20 protein-coding genes are annotated in these 15,042 nt (G+C 63.3%); 16 read left to right on the forward strand and 4 right to left on the reverse strand.

The window, feature by feature from the left end; all coding sequences use genetic code 11:
* Both RHODMAR_RS24350 and RHODMAR_RS24355 read left to right on the forward strand, forming a co-directional pair.
* A partial coding sequence (locus tag RHODMAR_RS24350) for a cytochrome c biogenesis CcdA family protein (RefSeq protein ID WP_008720144.1) occupies positions 1-543 on the forward strand: 543 nt, incomplete at its 5' end.
* A 99-nt stretch (positions 544-642) separates the two neighbouring features.
* Positions 643-1,884: an Nramp family divalent metal transporter gene (locus RHODMAR_RS24355; RefSeq protein WP_008720147.1), complete on the forward strand. Its 1,242-nt coding sequence runs from the start codon at positions 643-645 to the stop codon at positions 1,882-1,884.
* A gap of 105 nt (positions 1,885-1,989) precedes the next feature.
* Here the strand turns inward: RHODMAR_RS24355 and RHODMAR_RS24360 are convergent, their stop codons facing one another.
* The gene (locus RHODMAR_RS24360; RefSeq protein ID WP_197077431.1) at positions 1,990-2,436 is read right to left on the reverse strand and encodes a bleomycin resistance protein; all 447 of its coding nucleotides are present in this window, start codon (positions 2,434-2,436) and stop codon (positions 1,990-1,992) included.
* 220 nt (positions 2,437-2,656) lie between these two features.
* The gene (locus RHODMAR_RS29250; protein ID WP_008720150.1) at positions 2,657-2,890 is read right to left on the reverse strand and encodes a hypothetical protein; all 234 of its coding nucleotides are present in this window, start codon (positions 2,888-2,890) and stop codon (positions 2,657-2,659) included.
* Positions 2,891-3,112: 222 nt separating this feature from the next.
* On the opposite strand from RHODMAR_RS29250, the gene RHODMAR_RS24370 reads away from it, so the two are divergent.
* Positions 3,113-5,701: an AAA family ATPase gene (locus RHODMAR_RS24370; RefSeq protein ID WP_008720152.1), complete on the forward strand. Its 2,589-nt coding sequence runs from the start codon at positions 3,113-3,115 to the stop codon at positions 5,699-5,701.
* Between the two features lie 164 nt (positions 5,702-5,865).
* Here RHODMAR_RS24370 and RHODMAR_RS24375 read toward each other — a convergent pair whose 3' ends face one another.
* The gene (locus RHODMAR_RS24375) at positions 5,866-6,237 is read right to left on the reverse strand and encodes a histone-like nucleoid-structuring protein Lsr2 (protein WP_008720154.1); all 372 of its coding nucleotides are present in this window, start codon (positions 6,235-6,237) and stop codon (positions 5,866-5,868) included.
* Positions 6,238-6,442: 205 nt separating this feature from the next.
* Here RHODMAR_RS24375 and RHODMAR_RS24380 point away from each other — a divergent pair, with 205 nt between their 5' ends.
* The 7 genes from RHODMAR_RS24380 (at position 6,443) to RHODMAR_RS24410 (ending at position 11,288) form a co-directional block, all read left to right on the forward strand.
* Positions 6,443-6,643 carry a type II toxin-antitoxin system HicA family toxin gene (locus RHODMAR_RS24380; RefSeq protein ID WP_008720157.1) on the forward strand — a complete coding sequence of 67 codons (201 nt, stop codon included), beginning with the start codon at positions 6,443-6,445 and terminating at the stop codon, positions 6,641-6,643.
* Positions 6,640-7,026, forward strand: coding sequence for a hypothetical protein (locus RHODMAR_RS24385; protein ID WP_008720161.1), 387 nt, complete (start codon positions 6,640-6,642; stop codon positions 7,024-7,026). Before RHODMAR_RS24380 ends, RHODMAR_RS24385 begins: the two co-directional genes overlap by 4 nt.
* Positions 7,027-7,222: 196 nt before the next feature.
* A complete protein-coding gene (locus RHODMAR_RS28420; RefSeq protein ID WP_008720162.1) occupies positions 7,223-7,423 on the forward strand; it encodes an Esterase/lipase-like protein in 201 nt (66 codons plus the stop codon).
* Positions 7,424-7,488: 65 nt separating this feature from the next.
* Positions 7,489-8,340 (forward strand): hypothetical protein, encoded by an 852-nt coding sequence (locus RHODMAR_RS24395; RefSeq protein ID WP_008720164.1) that lies wholly within the window; start codon positions 7,489-7,491, stop codon positions 8,338-8,340.
* Between the two features lie 392 nt (positions 8,341-8,732).
* A complete protein-coding gene (locus RHODMAR_RS24400) occupies positions 8,733-9,119 on the forward strand; it encodes a hypothetical protein (RefSeq protein ID WP_008720168.1) in 387 nt (128 codons plus the stop codon).
* Positions 9,120-9,269: 150 nt separating this feature from the next.
* Positions 9,270-9,554 carry a hypothetical protein gene (locus tag RHODMAR_RS24405; protein WP_008720170.1) on the forward strand — a complete coding sequence of 95 codons (285 nt, stop codon included), beginning with the start codon at positions 9,270-9,272 and terminating at the stop codon, positions 9,552-9,554.
* Between the two features lie 93 nt (positions 9,555-9,647).
* The gene (locus RHODMAR_RS24410; RefSeq protein WP_042940245.1) at positions 9,648-11,288 is read left to right on the forward strand and encodes a ParB/RepB/Spo0J family partition protein; all 1,641 of its coding nucleotides are present in this window, start codon (positions 9,648-9,650) and stop codon (positions 11,286-11,288) included.
* 101 nt (positions 11,289-11,389) lie between these two features.
* Here RHODMAR_RS24410 and RHODMAR_RS24415 read toward each other — a convergent pair whose 3' ends face one another.
* Positions 11,390-11,608 carry a helix-turn-helix transcriptional regulator gene (locus RHODMAR_RS24415; RefSeq protein ID WP_008720175.1) on the reverse strand — a complete coding sequence of 73 codons (219 nt, stop codon included), beginning with the start codon at positions 11,606-11,608 and terminating at the stop codon, positions 11,390-11,392.
* 234 nt (positions 11,609-11,842) lie between these two features.
* Here RHODMAR_RS24415 and RHODMAR_RS24420 point away from each other — a divergent pair, with 234 nt between their 5' ends.
* The 6 genes from RHODMAR_RS24420 (at position 11,843) to RHODMAR_RS24445 (ending at position 14,925) form a co-directional block, all read left to right on the forward strand.
* A complete protein-coding gene (locus RHODMAR_RS24420) occupies positions 11,843-12,097 on the forward strand; it encodes a hypothetical protein (RefSeq protein WP_051048263.1) in 255 nt (84 codons plus the stop codon).
* 67 nt (positions 12,098-12,164) lie between these two features.
* Positions 12,165-12,437: a hypothetical protein gene (locus RHODMAR_RS24425; protein ID WP_008720179.1), complete on the forward strand. Its 273-nt coding sequence runs from the start codon at positions 12,165-12,167 to the stop codon at positions 12,435-12,437.
* Entirely contained in the window at positions 12,437-13,093 is a 657-nt protein-coding gene (locus tag RHODMAR_RS24430; RefSeq protein WP_008720181.1) for a DUF6349 family protein, read from the forward strand. The genes RHODMAR_RS24425 and RHODMAR_RS24430 overlap by 1 nt, the downstream gene beginning before the upstream one ends.
* 37 nt (positions 13,094-13,130) lie before the next feature.
* A complete protein-coding gene (locus RHODMAR_RS24435; protein WP_042940246.1) occupies positions 13,131-14,087 on the forward strand; it encodes a hypothetical protein in 957 nt (318 codons plus the stop codon).
* A gap of 134 nt (positions 14,088-14,221) precedes the next feature.
* The gene (locus tag RHODMAR_RS24440; RefSeq protein ID WP_042940247.1) at positions 14,222-14,554 is read left to right on the forward strand and encodes a hypothetical protein; all 333 of its coding nucleotides are present in this window, start codon (positions 14,222-14,224) and stop codon (positions 14,552-14,554) included.
* On the forward strand, positions 14,551-14,925 hold the full coding sequence (locus RHODMAR_RS24445) for a hypothetical protein (protein ID WP_042940248.1): 375 nt from the start codon (positions 14,551-14,553) through the stop codon (positions 14,923-14,925). Before RHODMAR_RS24440 ends, RHODMAR_RS24445 begins: the two co-directional genes overlap by 4 nt.
* The last annotated feature ends 117 nt before the right edge of the window (positions 14,926-15,042 follow it).

Below are 15,042 nucleotides of genomic sequence, written 5' to 3' on the forward strand. Positions count from 1 at the left end.
TTCACCATCGTCTTCGTCCTCGCCACAGCCTCGGTCTTCGGAGTCATCGGCACCTTGCGCATCAACGAGCAAGTACTCCAACGCGTGGGCGGGGTCATCACGATCATCATGGGTGCGGCGTTCATCGGGTTGATACCCGCACTGCAACGCGACACCCGATTCGCACCCCGGCAGATCTCGTCCCTTGCAGGAGCGCCGCTGCTCGGTGGGGTGTTCGCGCTCGGCTGGACGCCGTGCCTGGGTCCGACCCTTGCCGGCGTGCTGTCCGTGGCGGCAGGCACCGAAGGTGCAACCGCAGCCCGCGGGGTCACTCTCATCGTCGCGTACTGCCTGGGACTCGGCCTACCGTTCGTCGTTCTTGCGTTCGGTTCGAGTTCGGCGATGCGCGGTGTGGGGTGGCTTCGGAGGAACTCTCAGAGGATCAAGGTGGCGGGCGGTGTCATCATGATCGCCGTCGGCATCGCACTGCTGACCGGGGTGTGGGGGTTGTTCATCGCCTGGATCCGCAACGAATTCGTCAGTGCAGTGATCCTGCCCATCTGATCGTGATGTCGCCGAACCGCCACGCCGCATTGCATTGTTCGGGAGGCCGAACTATATTTTCAGGGTTCTGACATATTGTTGGTGCCGGAGGGTGTGGTCATGTCTGTGCTGCAGCGCCGATCGTCTCGGCCGCCCTCGAGGTTTCGGTCTGGCCTCGTTCTGCTCGGTCCTGCTTTCGTCGCCGCGATCGCCTACGTCGACCCCGGCAATGTCGCCTCCAACGTCAGCGCCGGCGCGCAGTTCGGGTACCTGCTGGTCTGGGTGATCGTCGCCGCGAACGTGATGGCCGGCCTCGTGCAGTTCCTCTCCGCCAAACTCGGCATCGTCACCGGAATGACACTGCCCGAAGTGGTCCGCGAGAAGTCGAGCAAGAGTGTGCGACTGGCATATTGGGGGCAAGCAGAAGTGGTCGCCATGGCGACCGACCTCGCAGAGATCGTCGGCGGTGCGATCGCTCTTTACTTGCTCTTCGACCTGCCGCTCCTGATCGGCGGCCTCATCACCGGAGCCGTATCGATGATCTTGTTGCTGGTCCAGGATCGCCGGGGCCAGCGCCCGTTCGAGTTCGTGATTCTCGGTCTACTCGGTGTCATCGCCGTCGGATTTCTTGCCAGCGTCGTCGTGGAACCGCCATCGTTCACCGCCGCTGCCGCCGGGTTGATTCCGCGGTTCGACGGCGCGGAAAGCGTATTGATAGCCGCCGCTATGCTCGGTGCGACGATCATGCCGCACGCGGTCTATCTGCACTCCGGCCTTGCACGTGACCGGCACGGACACCCCGAGGCAGGGCCTGTCCGGCAGCGGTTGTTGCGGATCACCCGGATCGATGTCGGGTTGGCGATGCTGCTGGCCGGTGCAGTGAACATGTCGATGCTGCTGTTGGCGGCCTCGACGCTGGGAGGCCGAGAGGGCGTCGATTCCATCGAAGGAGCTCACACAGCAGTAGGAGACACTCTGGGGCCGGTGGTAGCGCTGCTGTTCGCGGTGGGCCTGCTGGCCTCGGGCCTGGCATCGACATCGGTCGGGGCATACGCCGGCGCGATGATCATGGACGGCCTACTACGTCAGCGCATTCCGATTCTGGTGCGACGACTGGTGACACTTGTTCCCGCACTGGCAATTCTGGCCGCGGGGGTCGACCCCAGTCGGGCACTGGTCGTCTCACAAGTCGTCCTGTCCTTCGGTATTCCGTTCGCGCTCATTCCCTTGGTGCGGTTCACCTCGGACCGCATCCTGATGGGCGGCGATGTCAATCACCGGATCACGGCATACGCGGCATGGCTCATCGCGGGAATCGTCGTCGCACTCAATGTCGCGTTGATCTATCTGACCGTCGCCTGACTGCGCGCGGGTGGACAAGTCCAGCATGCGCTTATTTCAGGACGATGACCACGCGTAGCGCGTCGACGGACGTCCGGGTCATCGAGTTTCTGCTCGAGGGTGCGGTCAGGGTGCGCCGTTGCCTGCCGTGGTGGGCTCGTGTTGGCTTTTTTCATCGGTATGGAAAGTGATCAGATTGCCGTCGGTGTCGACAGCTGCGAACTCCGTCGTTCCCCAGTCCGTCGAGACGGGACGACCCGCGTCTGCGGGATGGAGCACTCCCGCGCGGGACATCTCGGCGTAAAGGTCGTTGATCTCGTCCACGGCGATGCGGCAGCTGGCTGTGCCGGCAAGGAACGTCTCGGCTCCGCTGCATACCGGCCATGCCGCAGGGTCTGAACGGGTATTCCAGCTGTCGTCGTCGGCGGCCCACAAGTGGATCTCGACGTCGTCGCGGGTAAGTCTCGCGAAAGTCGGGTCGGTGTACCGGGTCGTGAAGCCGAACGCGCGGACGTATATCTCTACAGCGGTGTCGATGTCTCGTACCGGCAGCGCAGGTACCACTTTCGACATGCCCATAGGCAACACTAACGCCGACGAGCCGGAGTAGGAGCCGAACCCACATCAATTGCTGGCGCTCAGTGCATTCGACTTCTGACACAGTGAACGCGACTCCTGAAACTGACATTGGTTGTCAGTTTCAGAAGTAGGCTGCACGATTTGCTGAGTTTTTACCCGTGATTGCAGTCGTCTTCTGACATTCTGAGTGCAGAAGTGGACTGCACAATCGGCATCACAGGTCGGGGTGTTCAAGGCTGTGGTGGGAGTGGGCGGTCGATGTGCGGACGGTCGATACGTCGACCAGAATCATCGGTATGACGGAAGAGCTGTTCGCTATGGCAGCAACATCTTTCGGGAAGTCTGTCTGCGGAAGGCCCTTCATCGGCGGCAGCTCCGACTTCCAATCCAGATCGTCGGTCTCTGAGACACCCGCAATCACCGCTTCATCGAGCATGTTGTCGGTCATTGGCTGCGACGCGACTCCCAGCGCACGATGCAGTGGGCGAAGTTCATGCCCCAAGCATAGGGAGCGTGCATCTAACGCAGAAGCGGTGTTCGTGCAGCAACAATGGACAAGGGTTCGCCACGGCGACGAAGGTTTGCGAGACGATAGCGGATTAGATACCGTCGGCGCGCCCGGCCGATCGGACGGAATCGCGATTGCGCACCCGCAGGAGAGGCAGGCCTGATGACCACGCCGGCTGAAACCGACCTCGATGAGCCGACCGAGTTGATCGACCCACGGGCGCTGCTCGCTCAATGGGCGAACGCCAATGACGAATGGGTGCGCCTGCTCGTCGCCGAGGTGATCGCTACCGGCCGCCCAGTCGATACCTCAGTGGTCGAGAAGGCATACCTGCTCTTCCGCCAGGAGAAGGCGCTCGACGAGCGGGAGTTCCCGCACGTTCCACTGCTCACAATCGAGGCTCGCCAGGACGAGCTGGCACCGCCTCTGTCTCTGACCCGACTGTCCGAGGTGTGTGGAGTCAACGCACTCATGGCGGGCGCAGTGATCGAGCCCCACGAGGGGCTGACAATTCTCTACGGCGAGAACGGCACTGGAAAGACGGGTTACTCGCGAATTTTCAAGGTCTTGGCCAACAGTCGTACCGCCGACACGATCTTGGGCAATATCGATACCGGTGCCGAGGAAGCGCAGTCCGCCAAGATCGAGTTCAATCTAGGAGACGACACTCGCTCTCTGACATGGACGGGCGAATTGGGTGTGTCACCGTTCACACGCATGTCCATTTTTGACAGTCCAGCTGTCCGTACTCACGTCGACGAAGACCTCGACTACGTGTACACCCCGGCTTCCCTGGCATTGTTCAACGACGTCACTACCGCAATCCAAGCGGTGACCGCACAAATCGAAGCGGCGATCTCCGAGCTAGGTACGAGCGGATCGGGACTGCTGTCGAGGTTTCAGCGCGGATCGACGATCTACCCGCTAATCGAAACTCTCGGTGCGTCCACCGATCTCGCTGACCTCAAGACCAAGGCCAAGAGTGGAAACGACGTCGATCAACAGATTGATGCTCTGACCCAGGGTGTGGCAGCCCTACGCGCCAACACGATGGGTGCCCAAGTCGCGGGCCTCAAAAGCGAGCAGCGAGCTCTGTCGGAGGCCGTAGCTACGTCCGAAGCTCTCCATGGCTTCGAGCAGGGTGCGTACAACAAAGCACTGGCAACGCGCGGACGGCTTACGACCGACTACGAGACCTTCCGCCGTGAACTTTTCTCGGCTGCGGATCTGCCTGCTGACCCCGACGACACATGGAACGATTTCATCGAGGCGGGCGAGACCTACCGCCAGCATCTCGTCGAGGTCGAAGCTCATGACGCAGACCGCTGTCTCTATTGCCGCCAACCACTGCTCGATCCGGCGCGTGATCTGCTCACCCGCTACTCGACGTACCTCGAGGACAAGATCTCGGCGGATATTCGCGCAACAGACACAGAGCTCGGCGGCTACAAGCGGCAGATCGCCGCTCTGCACGGCAATGAGATGGCCTCGTTTATCGAGCAATACAAGGAAGCCGCTCCAGGCGAGCGCCCGACATACTTCACAGCGATCGAAGCGATCGAAGCCGCACATAGGTCCGCCACGACGGCAGTCGACACCAGCCAACCAATCAAAATTCAGATTGCTGACCTGGTGGCTGAACCCCGCGTCGACGTCGCCGCTGCGTTGACCACCGTGGGCGACAACATCGCGGAGCTCGAAGCTCTGCAGGCGGGCCGAACCAAGGCATTAGCCGACAAACAAGCGGAACTGCTCGAACTCCAAGACGCCGTCGAACTGGGCAAATCCTGGTCGCAGATCGACACGCACGTCACTGACACCAAGGAGGCCGATCGCCTCAAGACGCTCAAACGCCCACTGCCCGGCCTCGGCCGATCGGTGACCGAGCTAGCCAAGACCGCCAGCAACCAACTCATCAATCAAAGCTTCGATGCACTGTTCCTCGGTGAATGCGAAGCGCTCCGCGCACCGTCACTGAAGGTCCAGTTCGTCGGCCGAGATGGTAAAGCGCATCGCCGGAAAGTGCTCAGTGGCAAACATAAGCCGTCCAAGGTGCTCTCCGAGGGCGAGCAGAAAGTGCTGGCGCTCGCAGACTTCCTCGCCGAAGCGCGACTTGCGGGCATCACGGCACCTGTAATATTCGACGATCCAGTCTCGAGCCTCGACCATCGTCGAGTCAAAGAAGTCGCCCAACGCATCGCCCGTCTGGCCGAAGACAACCAGGTCATCGTGTTCACTCACGACATCCTGTTCGCCACGACACTGCTGGCTTTGTTCGAAAAATCTAAGCGATGCGCCTACTTCCAGATCACCGACGAAAGCGGCAAAGGCAAAGTGTCTCGTGCCACCGGGCCGCGCATCGACTCCTTGAACGCGATCAAGACGCGTATCAACAACACCATTCAGGCCGCGAAAAAGCTGGATGGCGAAGCCCGAGATGCACTGGTGCACAGTGGCTACAGTCACCTCCGTTCCTGGTGTGAGGTCTTCACCGAGGACGAGCTGCTCAAAGGTGTGACTCGGCGATATCAGGCCAACGTCCAGATGACGACGCTTGCCAACATCAATATCGACAAGCTCGGTGAAATCATCCCCAAGGTCACCGACGTGTTCGAGGAGGCCTGCCGGTACATCGACGCCCACTCCCAAGCATTGATCACTCAAGGCGTCAGCCCGACTCTTACCGGATTGGAGCAGCGATGGGCAGAGCTACAGGAGTTGAAAAAGCTGAACGAAGGAAAATCTGCATAGCCAGCGTTCGCGGTCAGTCGAATTTAAACGCTGCCCAAGGGTAAGACGCTGACCGTCAAGGAAGGCTGGAACATGACAACGCTCGATGGTGTGCAGTACAGCCTGTCGATCGACGGTCAGGCCGGATACACCGTCGAGTTCGCGCGGTGATCCCGAAGTAATGATCAGTGTGCAGCGTTGAATGCTTCTTCGATTGCAGCGGGAATGCGGCCCCGATCGCTGATCTCGTAACCATTGTCTGCGGCCCATTGCCGTACAGCTCTGGTCTGAGCCGGATCACGTGTGGCCCCGCTGTTCGAGGGTGCAGCAGATGGGGACGTGGAGGTGGGGGAGTGCCGACGCTTACGCCCGCCGACACGGGTCGCGTGCTCGATGTAGTAGCCGATCTTTCGATGAAACTCGCTGGCGTTCTTCGCCTTCAGATCTACGAGGTAGTCAATACCGTTGACGGAGAATTCGATCGTCTCGCCTGATTCGTCGTCGATGACCGAGCCGTCGATATCGTCGACCAATTGGGTGAATACTTTTTTCGCCACGGTTCTATGCGGCCTCTCTCGAATAGAAACACACTGCTGTCCATGGCCACCCTAACCGGACCGAACCGGCAGGCAGATGCACCAGATGAGGAAATGCGTCATAGGCACTTCCTCCGTGTCGACCATCGCACAGCCACTCGACCACTCGACCAGATTTCGTCTAGTCGACTTGACTAGAAAGTGTCCAATCGACTAGACTAACGTCATGGTTACCGAGCAGCCCACGCGGAAAGTGGTCAAGGCCCTCAAGGCGGCCGGGTTCACCTCGGTCCGCACGGTCGGCTCGCACAGCACGTGGGTCTCGGCCGATGGCGCAGTCAAAGTGACTGTGCCCGATGGGCACCGGACGATCTCGCCCGGCGTCTACCGCAAGATCCTCGCAGCCATGAAGGAGGCGCAGCAGTGAATAAGACCTACACGGTGTCGGTGACCCGAGACGGCAAGTGGTGGATGATCGCAGTCCCCGAACTCGATGCCCTCACCCAAGCCCGTCGCATCGACGATGTCCCCACCGCGGCGAAAGAACTCATCGCCCTCGAAACCGGAGTCGCCCTCGCCGATGTCGAGATCGAGCAGCACATCGAACTCGAACCCGGGGGAGAGGATCTCGCAGTCCGCATCGCCGAGATCGCAACACAGCGAGCACGCCTTGCCGAGGACGAAGCCCGCGTCAAAGCCAGCACCGAGGCCTTCGCGAAGAAACTCGCCACCGCTCAGGTACCCGTCCGGGATATCGGATCGCTTCTCGGCGTGACCTTTCAGCGAGCCAGCCAACTCGTCAACAGCTGACCACCCGACCGTGCAGGCACGGCGAACGAGATGCTGATCCCATGACCAGCGACCGCAGTTTCGATCCGAATCCCGATCACGGACAGGCCTGATGGGTGACACTCCCCAGCGGACAGCGTGCCTACCGCTACGACGGCTCTGACGACCTGATCTACGACACGGGAACCGCACCCGACGCCGCCGCGTCGAACTAGACATGGACCCAGACGAACGCGCCGCCATCATCGACGAGGGCTACGACCCCGACGACCCGACCGTGCGCGCGGACCTCGATCACGTCAGGCGTCTGCTCGCCGAACATCGCCACCTGACGGCCGACCCCGAACTCTCCCTCGACCACCTCGTGAACGCCGCCAGGATTCGCGAACCAGGGCCAGCTACGGGCGTACGGAGGTAGTTCGACATCGAACGTATGTTCGCATAGATTGAGGGCACTGATCCGTCCGGCGAAAGGTCGCACTCATGGCCGGTACCGCCGACACGATCCCCGACCTGACCAACCTGGACAAGGCTGCACAGCTCGCCGCTCTTCGCCGCAGCATGGCCGCCATCCCCGGACGCCGCGACCACGCACCCACCGACTCCGACGACTCGCCCGCATTCGCCCCCTCGCAGCCGAACGCGCAGGCCGCCGCGACCGACGGCGATGAACGAGCCCTGAGCGGCCCCGTGCGCTCACGAACCCTCAAAACCCTGCCGGTACCCATGCCGCTGTCGGAACTGCTCCCACGCGGCGCACTGGCCCGAGGAACGGCCCTGTCGATCACCGGTGCCGGATCGATTCTCGTCGGACTCGTCGCCACAGCCACCGCGGCCGGCCACCACGTCGCACTGATCGGTCAACCCAAGTTCGGGCTCCTCGCCGTCCACGAACACGGCGGGGACTTGTCGAAGATCGCCCTGATCGACCCCGGTCAAGCAGACCCTCTCGACGCCGCCAATATCTGCATCGACGGGATCGATCTGGTCATCAGCACCGTCCACGGTCGCGACGTACCGCCGACCCGCGCACGTGCACTATTGGCCCGAAACCGCACTCATGCAGGGATATTCGCAATCACGGACGGTCGAATGCCCGGTCTCGATCTGACGATCTCCTCTCGGCCGGTCGGCTACGGCGGCATCGAGCAAGGCAGGGGCCGCATCCGCTCGATCACCCTCGAGACCACCGTCCACGGACGCGGAATCACCCAGCGCACCGGTCGATACACCCTCACCGCCCCCACGTTCGGCGAGCAAGGCCTGCGCTGGTCCCCGGTGGTCAACGACACCGCCGCCGGGCACCGGCCGCACCGGCTGGCAGTCGCACAATGACGCCCGACCTGTACGAGAACTGGCCAGTGAGCTTCGACCCACCGACCCGCCGCATCGTAGATCCTCCACGACGAGTGTTGGTCAACGCTGCGCTCACCGTGGCAGGTTCGACCGGAGGCGGCTCTTTCCGTGACGGGACACCTCTCAAAATCCGTTCCGAAGGTTTGGCAATGGACGTCAAGGTCCCCGGTCTGCTCTCAGCGTGGGTGAAAACATCACGGGGACAGTGGCTTTGCCGTTTGAGCTTCGACATCCCCATTGGTAACGGTAAAGGCTTTCTTCGTCTCGAAGGCCAGTGGTGCCCTGCCGAGGCAGCGACTCCCGTCGACTAACACCCGACCAATCGTCAACATATCTTGACGACACAGAGAGCGTCAAGATACCTTGACGATATGGAATCGGAGAAGGCCCTCACCGCAACCGAGCTGACGGAGCTCTACGTCCAGTACAAGGACGCTCTCGCCGACGTCGACCTGGCCGATATGGTGCACGAGCAGGGGCGCAAGGACGCCGGGACGTGGACCGCGAACGCCCAACGACGCATGGATGACGCGGTCTCCGATGTCGACGCACTCGAGATCAACGCCTTCCTCGCCTCGACGATGATCGCCGACCGCTACGCCATCATCGGACGCCTCCGCAATCAGGAGCGACCCGTGCCGTGGTCGAAGATCGGCGAGATGCTCGGCATGAGCAAGCAAGCCGCACAGCAGTGGTACGACACCTACAATCTGCGCCCCCGCATCGAGAACCCCACCCGGCGCACCGACTCAGCGTGAGCCGCGGGCTCGATCATCCTGTGTTGTAGGCGATCCGAGTGTTCGCAGTACCGCCTCTCGGTACCCGCAACGATTCGGCTCCCCTGTGCATAGGCACCGAAATACGTTGCAGCGCTTGACTTTACAGTTTGAGACTGTAAGGTTAGGGGCATGGGAGAAACGCAGCGAGACCTCACGGCAGTCACCTCCGAATACGGCGACGAACGCCCCGAACGCGGCCTGGGAGTGTCCATCCGACGGGGCGGCATCGAGGTCGAGTACATCGACGTGACCGGCATCGAGGAGCACGCACCGATGCACTGGACCCCGGACATGGCGCAGGTGCTGCTCGACCGCCGCGGATACGCGGTCACCGGGCGCTGGGTCGACATCAGCGCCCCCTTTGCAGAAGACCCGATCTGGGAACTACCCATCGCGAAGACCGTCGACCGCTGACCCTCGCTCGACCCTCCACCTGCGAACGGGCACCGGGCAGCTGATATCTACCCGGTGCCTCACCTGCACACACTAACTAGGGAGACCGCCATCATGACCACCGCCACGGCACCGACCTCGACCGGCTACACCCTCGTCCACGCCGATCCCAACGAACTCGACATCAGCGCCAACGTCCGCACGGGCGTCGACATCACCGCAGCACCCGATTTCATCGCCTCCATCGCAGAACTCGGAGTCCTGCAATCTGTTTCGGCGGTCCGCCGCGCCGATGGGACCCTCTCGGTTCGCGACGGGCAACGCCGTATCCTTGCCGCCCGAGAGGTAGGCCTGACCTCCATTCCGGTGATGGTGCGTGACCAGAACGCCGACGAGCGTGCAGCAGATATCGAGCGCGTCACCGAGCAGTTCAATACCAACGAACAGCGCGAAGACCTCACCAGTGGCCAACGCGCCGGTGCCGTTGCAGAGCTGCGCGATCTGGGACTGAGCGTGCAGAAGGTTTCGACAGCACTGCACGTCCCCAAGGCTTACGTCGAAAAGGCCGGTCGAGCAGGACGATCCGAGCGCGCCCGCCGCCAGCTCGACGACCGGCAGCTCACCCTCGAAGGGGCCGCGATTCTGGCCGATCTCGAAGCCGTCGCACAGGCCGAGCCGTGGATCACCGAGGCAATCGAGCAGATCTTCGACAACAGATTCGGCTTCGAGTACCGCCTGGCCACCCTCCAGCGCCGCATCGACGAGCGCGCCGAGGCCACCGCTGCCGCTGCCGCAGCCGACTTCACCGCACGCGGCTTCGCCCTGCTCCACGACGAACCGTCCACCAGTGAGGGGGAGTGGTACTCGCTGGTGGATCTGCGGACCGCCGACGGCAGCGCAGTCCCGGCCGATGCACCCGAGCAGGCACCGCACTTGTGGCACGTCCACGTCCACGAGACCGGCACCGTCTGGGTCGACAAGGCGACCCGTGAGGAAGTCGACGAGGACGACATCGACTTCGACACCGAGGACGATGACGAGGCCGAGGCGTACGAGGAGCTGCGGCACGCCAACACGGTCGAGAAGGTGACCGCCTGGGGCCACGAGTTCTTCCTCCATCACGACAGCCGGACTGCGGCCGGCCTCGAACTCTCCCTCGAGAAGATCGCCGCCGCCGACACAGAGGGTGGTGGAGACGCTGAGGACGGGTTGACCCCGGCGCAGCGGAAAGCGGCCCGTGCCGAAGCCGAACGCATCGAGACCGAGCGGGCCGAACGCCGCAAGGTCAAGGCCCTCAACCGTGCCGGAGCGACCGCCACCGAGGCGCGTCGTACGTTCCTCACCGGCCTGCTCTCACGCAAGGACGTCCCGAAGAACGCCACCAAGTGGATGGTGACCACCCTGGCCACCCATGGTGATGTGTTCACCGAATCAAAGTGCTCGGAGCGGTACGCCGAGATCATGGGCTCCCCCCTGCGCGAGGTCACTCGAAAGGTCGACGGTGCCACCGCCGCCCGCGCCGAGGTGCTGCTCCTTGCTCGCGTGCTCACCGCGTTCGAGGCCCGACTCACCGGCCCCCAGGACGCCAAGGACTACTGGCGCTTCTCCTCCAAGCACTACCGAGGCATGGTCGGCATCGACAGTTACCTGACCTTCCTCGCCGACAGCGGCCACGCCCTGACCCCGGTGGAACAGGCCGCGATCGGCAACATCACCGTCGGCGCCGCCTACGCCGCCGTCGACGACGACGCCTGATCGAACCGCAACAACAGAAGTGCCCCGACCATCACCCGATGGCAGGGCCCTTCCTGTTCGTCAAGAGATGTTGACGATCGAGGGGTCGGTGGGTTCGCTTGTCACGGTCGGAGGTCGGTCCGTGCACCGCTCCCTGGCCGGTCGGTGATCCACTGCTCGATGTCCTCCCGCGCATACAGCGGCGTGCGCGAGAGGTGTCGCGCCGGTTTCGGGGCCTGCCCGCGCGCGACGTACGACGACCACGTCTTGGCCGATATGGCCTTGCCGGTCTTGTCTTCGATCAGCGCCAGCACGTCGGCGGTGGTGAGTTCGTCGGTCATCGGGTGCTTCCTGGGGTTGCAGTGGTTGATGCCCTGACCTTACAGGCTCCGACTGTAAGGATTCTGGCTCCACGTCTTGCACCGTACAGTGTGAAACTGTAAGGTTAGGGCATGGCCGTGACCCGCACCGAATCACACCAATGTGACTGGCAGTCAACGCTGTTCGATGACTGCGCTTTGCCGGGTTGTGGCGCTCCAGTCGTTACGCCGGGGGACGTGTGCCAGTCCTGCCGCGTGGCTTTCGGGGCCATGCTGACCGTGCGAACCGATGGTCCTGACCTCGACCCGGAGCAGGTCCGCGCCGACCTCGCTGCCCGAGACGCGAGCACCCGTGAGCAGTACCGGGCGCAGGCCGCGACCGTGGCTGCGGCGCAGGAGGTTTCGCCCCGCAAGCGCAACCAGATCTGCTGGCTCTGCGACGAGCGGCGGACCTGCACCTCTACCGGCGGGCGCTGGGAATGCACCGACTGCCAGAGTCTGCCGTCCTGAACGCCTGCGCACAGCCCGCAACCGTTGCCGCTCACGACTTTCACCACCCGACCTTGGGAGCACATCCATGACCGCCACTCTCACCGCGCCCATGACCGCGCGCCGCCGCCTCACAGGAGTTGGAATGAAACTGATTTCGCTCGACACCCAGTTCGACGGAACGGTCGTCGACATTCTCGGCTACCGCACTGCTCCCGCAGGCCGCGTCGAGGTCACCGCCATCCTCGACGCCCCCGGTGCCTGGTACAGCCGCACCCACCCCGTCGTCCTCGACGCCAGCGACGTCCGGCTTTCCCTCGCCCTGCAGTCCCTCACCCGCCCCGAGCTGGGCGAGCGGTGATGACCGAGACCGCAGGCCAGATCGACATCTTCGAGGTGCTCGCCGCCGCCGAGCTGGACGAGAAGAACAGCCGCATCCAGCGGCACGGCATCCCGACCTTGTTCGCCAGCCCCACCCGAGGGGTGACAGCTCGCATCGCCGAATTCGAGACCTGGGCGACCACCTGGGGGCGACACGGCTCGACCGCCGCCTCCCACGCGTTCGCACCGGGAATTTGCGACCCGTCCACACCCACCGACACCTGCCAACCCACCTGCATTGCAGCAGACCTCGACTGCTGCTGCCCGGACACGAGCAGGGACGCTCTATATGAGTGCGTCGGCGGCGATGTCTACCGCGGCGCGTGCACCGGCTGCCCGTGGGAAGGGGAGAACCGCGCCGACGAACACGAGGCAGTCTGCGACGCCCTCGATCACGCCCATCCCGGCTGGATCGACGACCTCTCGATCGTGATCCCCGAACGCAGACCGTCGCAGAAGGACCAGGTGTGGACCGCGAAGGTCATCGAGCTCGTCGGTGAGCGACCCACCGGATGGCCCGTCATCACCCGACGCGGGGACACCATCGGCCTGCGCTCGGTCCCGAACCGCTCACCGTGGGGCGGCTACGACGTCGCCGCCGCCTCAGCCGACGCACACCTCGCCCGCCAGCCCTGATCTCTCGATCCGACCTCACCGGAAAGGCCCATCACCGATGAACAATCCAGTGCCCCAGACGATGCCACCCGCTTCAGCGGAAATCGAGATGGTGCTGTCCTTCCTGATGTGGGGGTGCACCACGCTCGGTGTCCTCGCCATGATCGGCGGCGGAGCCAAGTTCTTCTGGTCACGCATGTACGGCGACGACGATAGGACCGCGCTACAGATGTGCGGGGGAGGGCTCTTCCTCGCCGTCGCCGCCACCGCAGTCCGAGCGGTCCTCCCGCCGGTGTCTACAGAGGAGGCGGCGGCGGACCTTGCTCCCGTCGACCCGCCCTCGATTCCGGCAGCCCCGGCAACCCCGGTGGTCGATGCCGCACCCGACGTTCCGATGGACTGGACACCGGTCATCTGGTTCGGCGGCATCGCGGCAGTCGTGGTCTCGGTCGCACTGGCTGCCTACCTGATCATCAGGACCCGCAGCCACGTCACCGACCGCCGCACCGCCAAGAAGGCACTCGAAGCCGACTACGCCGCAGCCCACGCCGTCTACGGCGAGGTCACGGACGCCTACGCTGCGTACCTGGCCGACCCGTACGCCATCTTCGTCAGGCCCCTGCTCGACAACCTCGACGAGCCCCGAACGGCAGCTTTCATCGACGCCTTCGCCGAGATGAACCAGGTTCGGCCCGAGCAGTGCCCCGACACCGTCGAGCGTGTGCAGGCTTTCGCCGTGGCCGCTCAGAAGGCGCACACTGCCTGGCGGAAGGCCGACGGCTACGCCCGCGCCATCGGCATGGGCGTGACCAGTACCGAAGACCACCGCACCGTTCGGCGTATCCGCAGCGCCCTGGGGATCGCCCTGGACGACTCGGCCACCGGACAGGAACGCGAAACAGCGCTCCGCACCGTTCAGGAGCTCGCGGCCGGCATCGTCACCATCCCCGACCGGATCTACGACAGCGCCAAGATCGCCATAGAAACCACCACACGCAAACAACTCACCGGCTGACCCCAACCCGGCCCGGTGGTGCCGACACCCAGCAGTGTGTCGGCACCACCTGGCAACATGACCCACCAACGACACAACGACAGACACAGCTGGTCGATCACGACTGGACACCGCAGATCGGAACGAAAGAAGACATGGATCTCGTCAACCGCACAGCACTGATCGTGTTCGTCGTCCTCGTCACCGGGGCCTACGCCGTCGGCACCGCCTACATACGCAAGCCCTCGCGAGTGAAACTGCACAGCAACGCGCTCGCCCTCATCGGGTTCGCCGTAGTCGCTGCCAGCGTCTTCGCCGTCACCTACCCCGACATCGCCTGGGGATGGAAAGCCGCCTTCATCGCAGGGTCCATCCTGTTCGGCTACCTGAGCGCACGGGCGTTCAACACCACTCGCCGGGAGTACGAGGACAGTCAGCAACTCAGCTTCACCCAAACCGCCCTCGACGATGACAGGAACCACCGATGAACCCCTTCGCCACGTTCCGCGACCACCGCCAGATCCGCCAGGAATTCCTGTCCGACGACAGCGAAGAGAATGCGGAACGCTACTTCGAGTCAGCGGACGCAATGGACGCGGATCGGGCTCAACAGATTCGCCGCTGTTGTGGTGGGCGTCCTCGGGATCGCCGCTGCCGCATACAACGTCAGATGGGCTTCGACGGATCTGACGTCAGCATCATCGAACTCGCATTTCCCGCTCTTGCAGTGGCATTGGTGTTCGCTCTTGTCCGTATCGGCAACGAACTGGGCTCGAAAGGCACGAAAGAGATCGTCGCCACCGCGAACAGGGCCAAGTTCGTCGGCGATCAACGCCGCAACACCGCATCCAACGACTGACCGACCTCGAACCAACGAACGGGAACATCATGGATATCGCGACTGCATCGGCCAAGCACCAGAAGGCCCTCGATCTCATGAGATCTATTTGAGTGAGCCCTTATGCCTTCACCAACG

It is taken from the genome of Rhodococcus sp. AW25M09 (genome assembly GCF_000333955.1).
Classification (GTDB): Bacteria; Actinomycetota; Actinomycetes; order Mycobacteriales; family Mycobacteriaceae; genus Rhodococcoides.

Coding starts and splice junctions, on each gene's coding strand:
- RHODMAR_RS24355 (WP_008720147.1), top strand. CDS start 643: ATGTCTGTGCTGCAGCGCCGATCGTCTCGGCCGCCCTCGAGGTTTCGG.
- RHODMAR_RS24370 (WP_008720152.1), top strand. CDS start 3,113: ATGACCACGCCGGCTGAAACCGACCTCGATGAGCCGACCGAGTTGATC.
- RHODMAR_RS24440 (WP_042940247.1), top strand. CDS start 14,222: ATGGATCTCGTCAACCGCACAGCACTGATCGTGTTCGTCGTCCTCGTC.
- RHODMAR_RS24400 (WP_008720168.1), top strand. CDS start 8,733: ATGGAATCGGAGAAGGCCCTCACCGCAACCGAGCTGACGGAGCTCTAC.
- RHODMAR_RS24435 (WP_042940246.1), top strand. CDS start 13,131: ATGAACAATCCAGTGCCCCAGACGATGCCACCCGCTTCAGCGGAAATC.
- RHODMAR_RS24445 (WP_042940248.1), top strand. CDS start 14,551: ATGAACCCCTTCGCCACGTTCCGCGACCACCGCCAGATCCGCCAGGAA.
- RHODMAR_RS24430 (WP_008720181.1), top strand. CDS start 12,437: ATGACCGAGACCGCAGGCCAGATCGACATCTTCGAGGTGCTCGCCGCC.
- RHODMAR_RS24405 (WP_008720170.1), top strand. CDS start 9,270: ATGGGAGAAACGCAGCGAGACCTCACGGCAGTCACCTCCGAATACGGC.
- RHODMAR_RS24360 (WP_197077431.1), bottom strand. CDS start 2,436: ATGTCGAAAGTGGTACCTGCGCTGCCGGTACGAGACATCGACACCGCT.
- RHODMAR_RS24415 (WP_008720175.1), bottom strand. CDS start 11,608: ATGACCGACGAACTCACCACCGCCGACGTGCTGGCGCTGATCGAAGAC.
- RHODMAR_RS24395 (WP_008720164.1), top strand. CDS start 7,489: ATGGCCGGTACCGCCGACACGATCCCCGACCTGACCAACCTGGACAAG.
- RHODMAR_RS29250 (WP_008720150.1), bottom strand. CDS start 2,890: ATGACCGACAACATGCTCGATGAAGCGGTGATTGCGGGTGTCTCAGAG.
- RHODMAR_RS24410 (WP_042940245.1), top strand. CDS start 9,648: ATGACCACCGCCACGGCACCGACCTCGACCGGCTACACCCTCGTCCAC.
- RHODMAR_RS24380 (WP_008720157.1), top strand. CDS start 6,443: ATGGTTACCGAGCAGCCCACGCGGAAAGTGGTCAAGGCCCTCAAGGCG.
- RHODMAR_RS28420 (WP_008720162.1), top strand. CDS start 7,223: ATGGACCCAGACGAACGCGCCGCCATCATCGACGAGGGCTACGACCCC.
- RHODMAR_RS24425 (WP_008720179.1), top strand. CDS start 12,165: ATGACCGCCACTCTCACCGCGCCCATGACCGCGCGCCGCCGCCTCACA.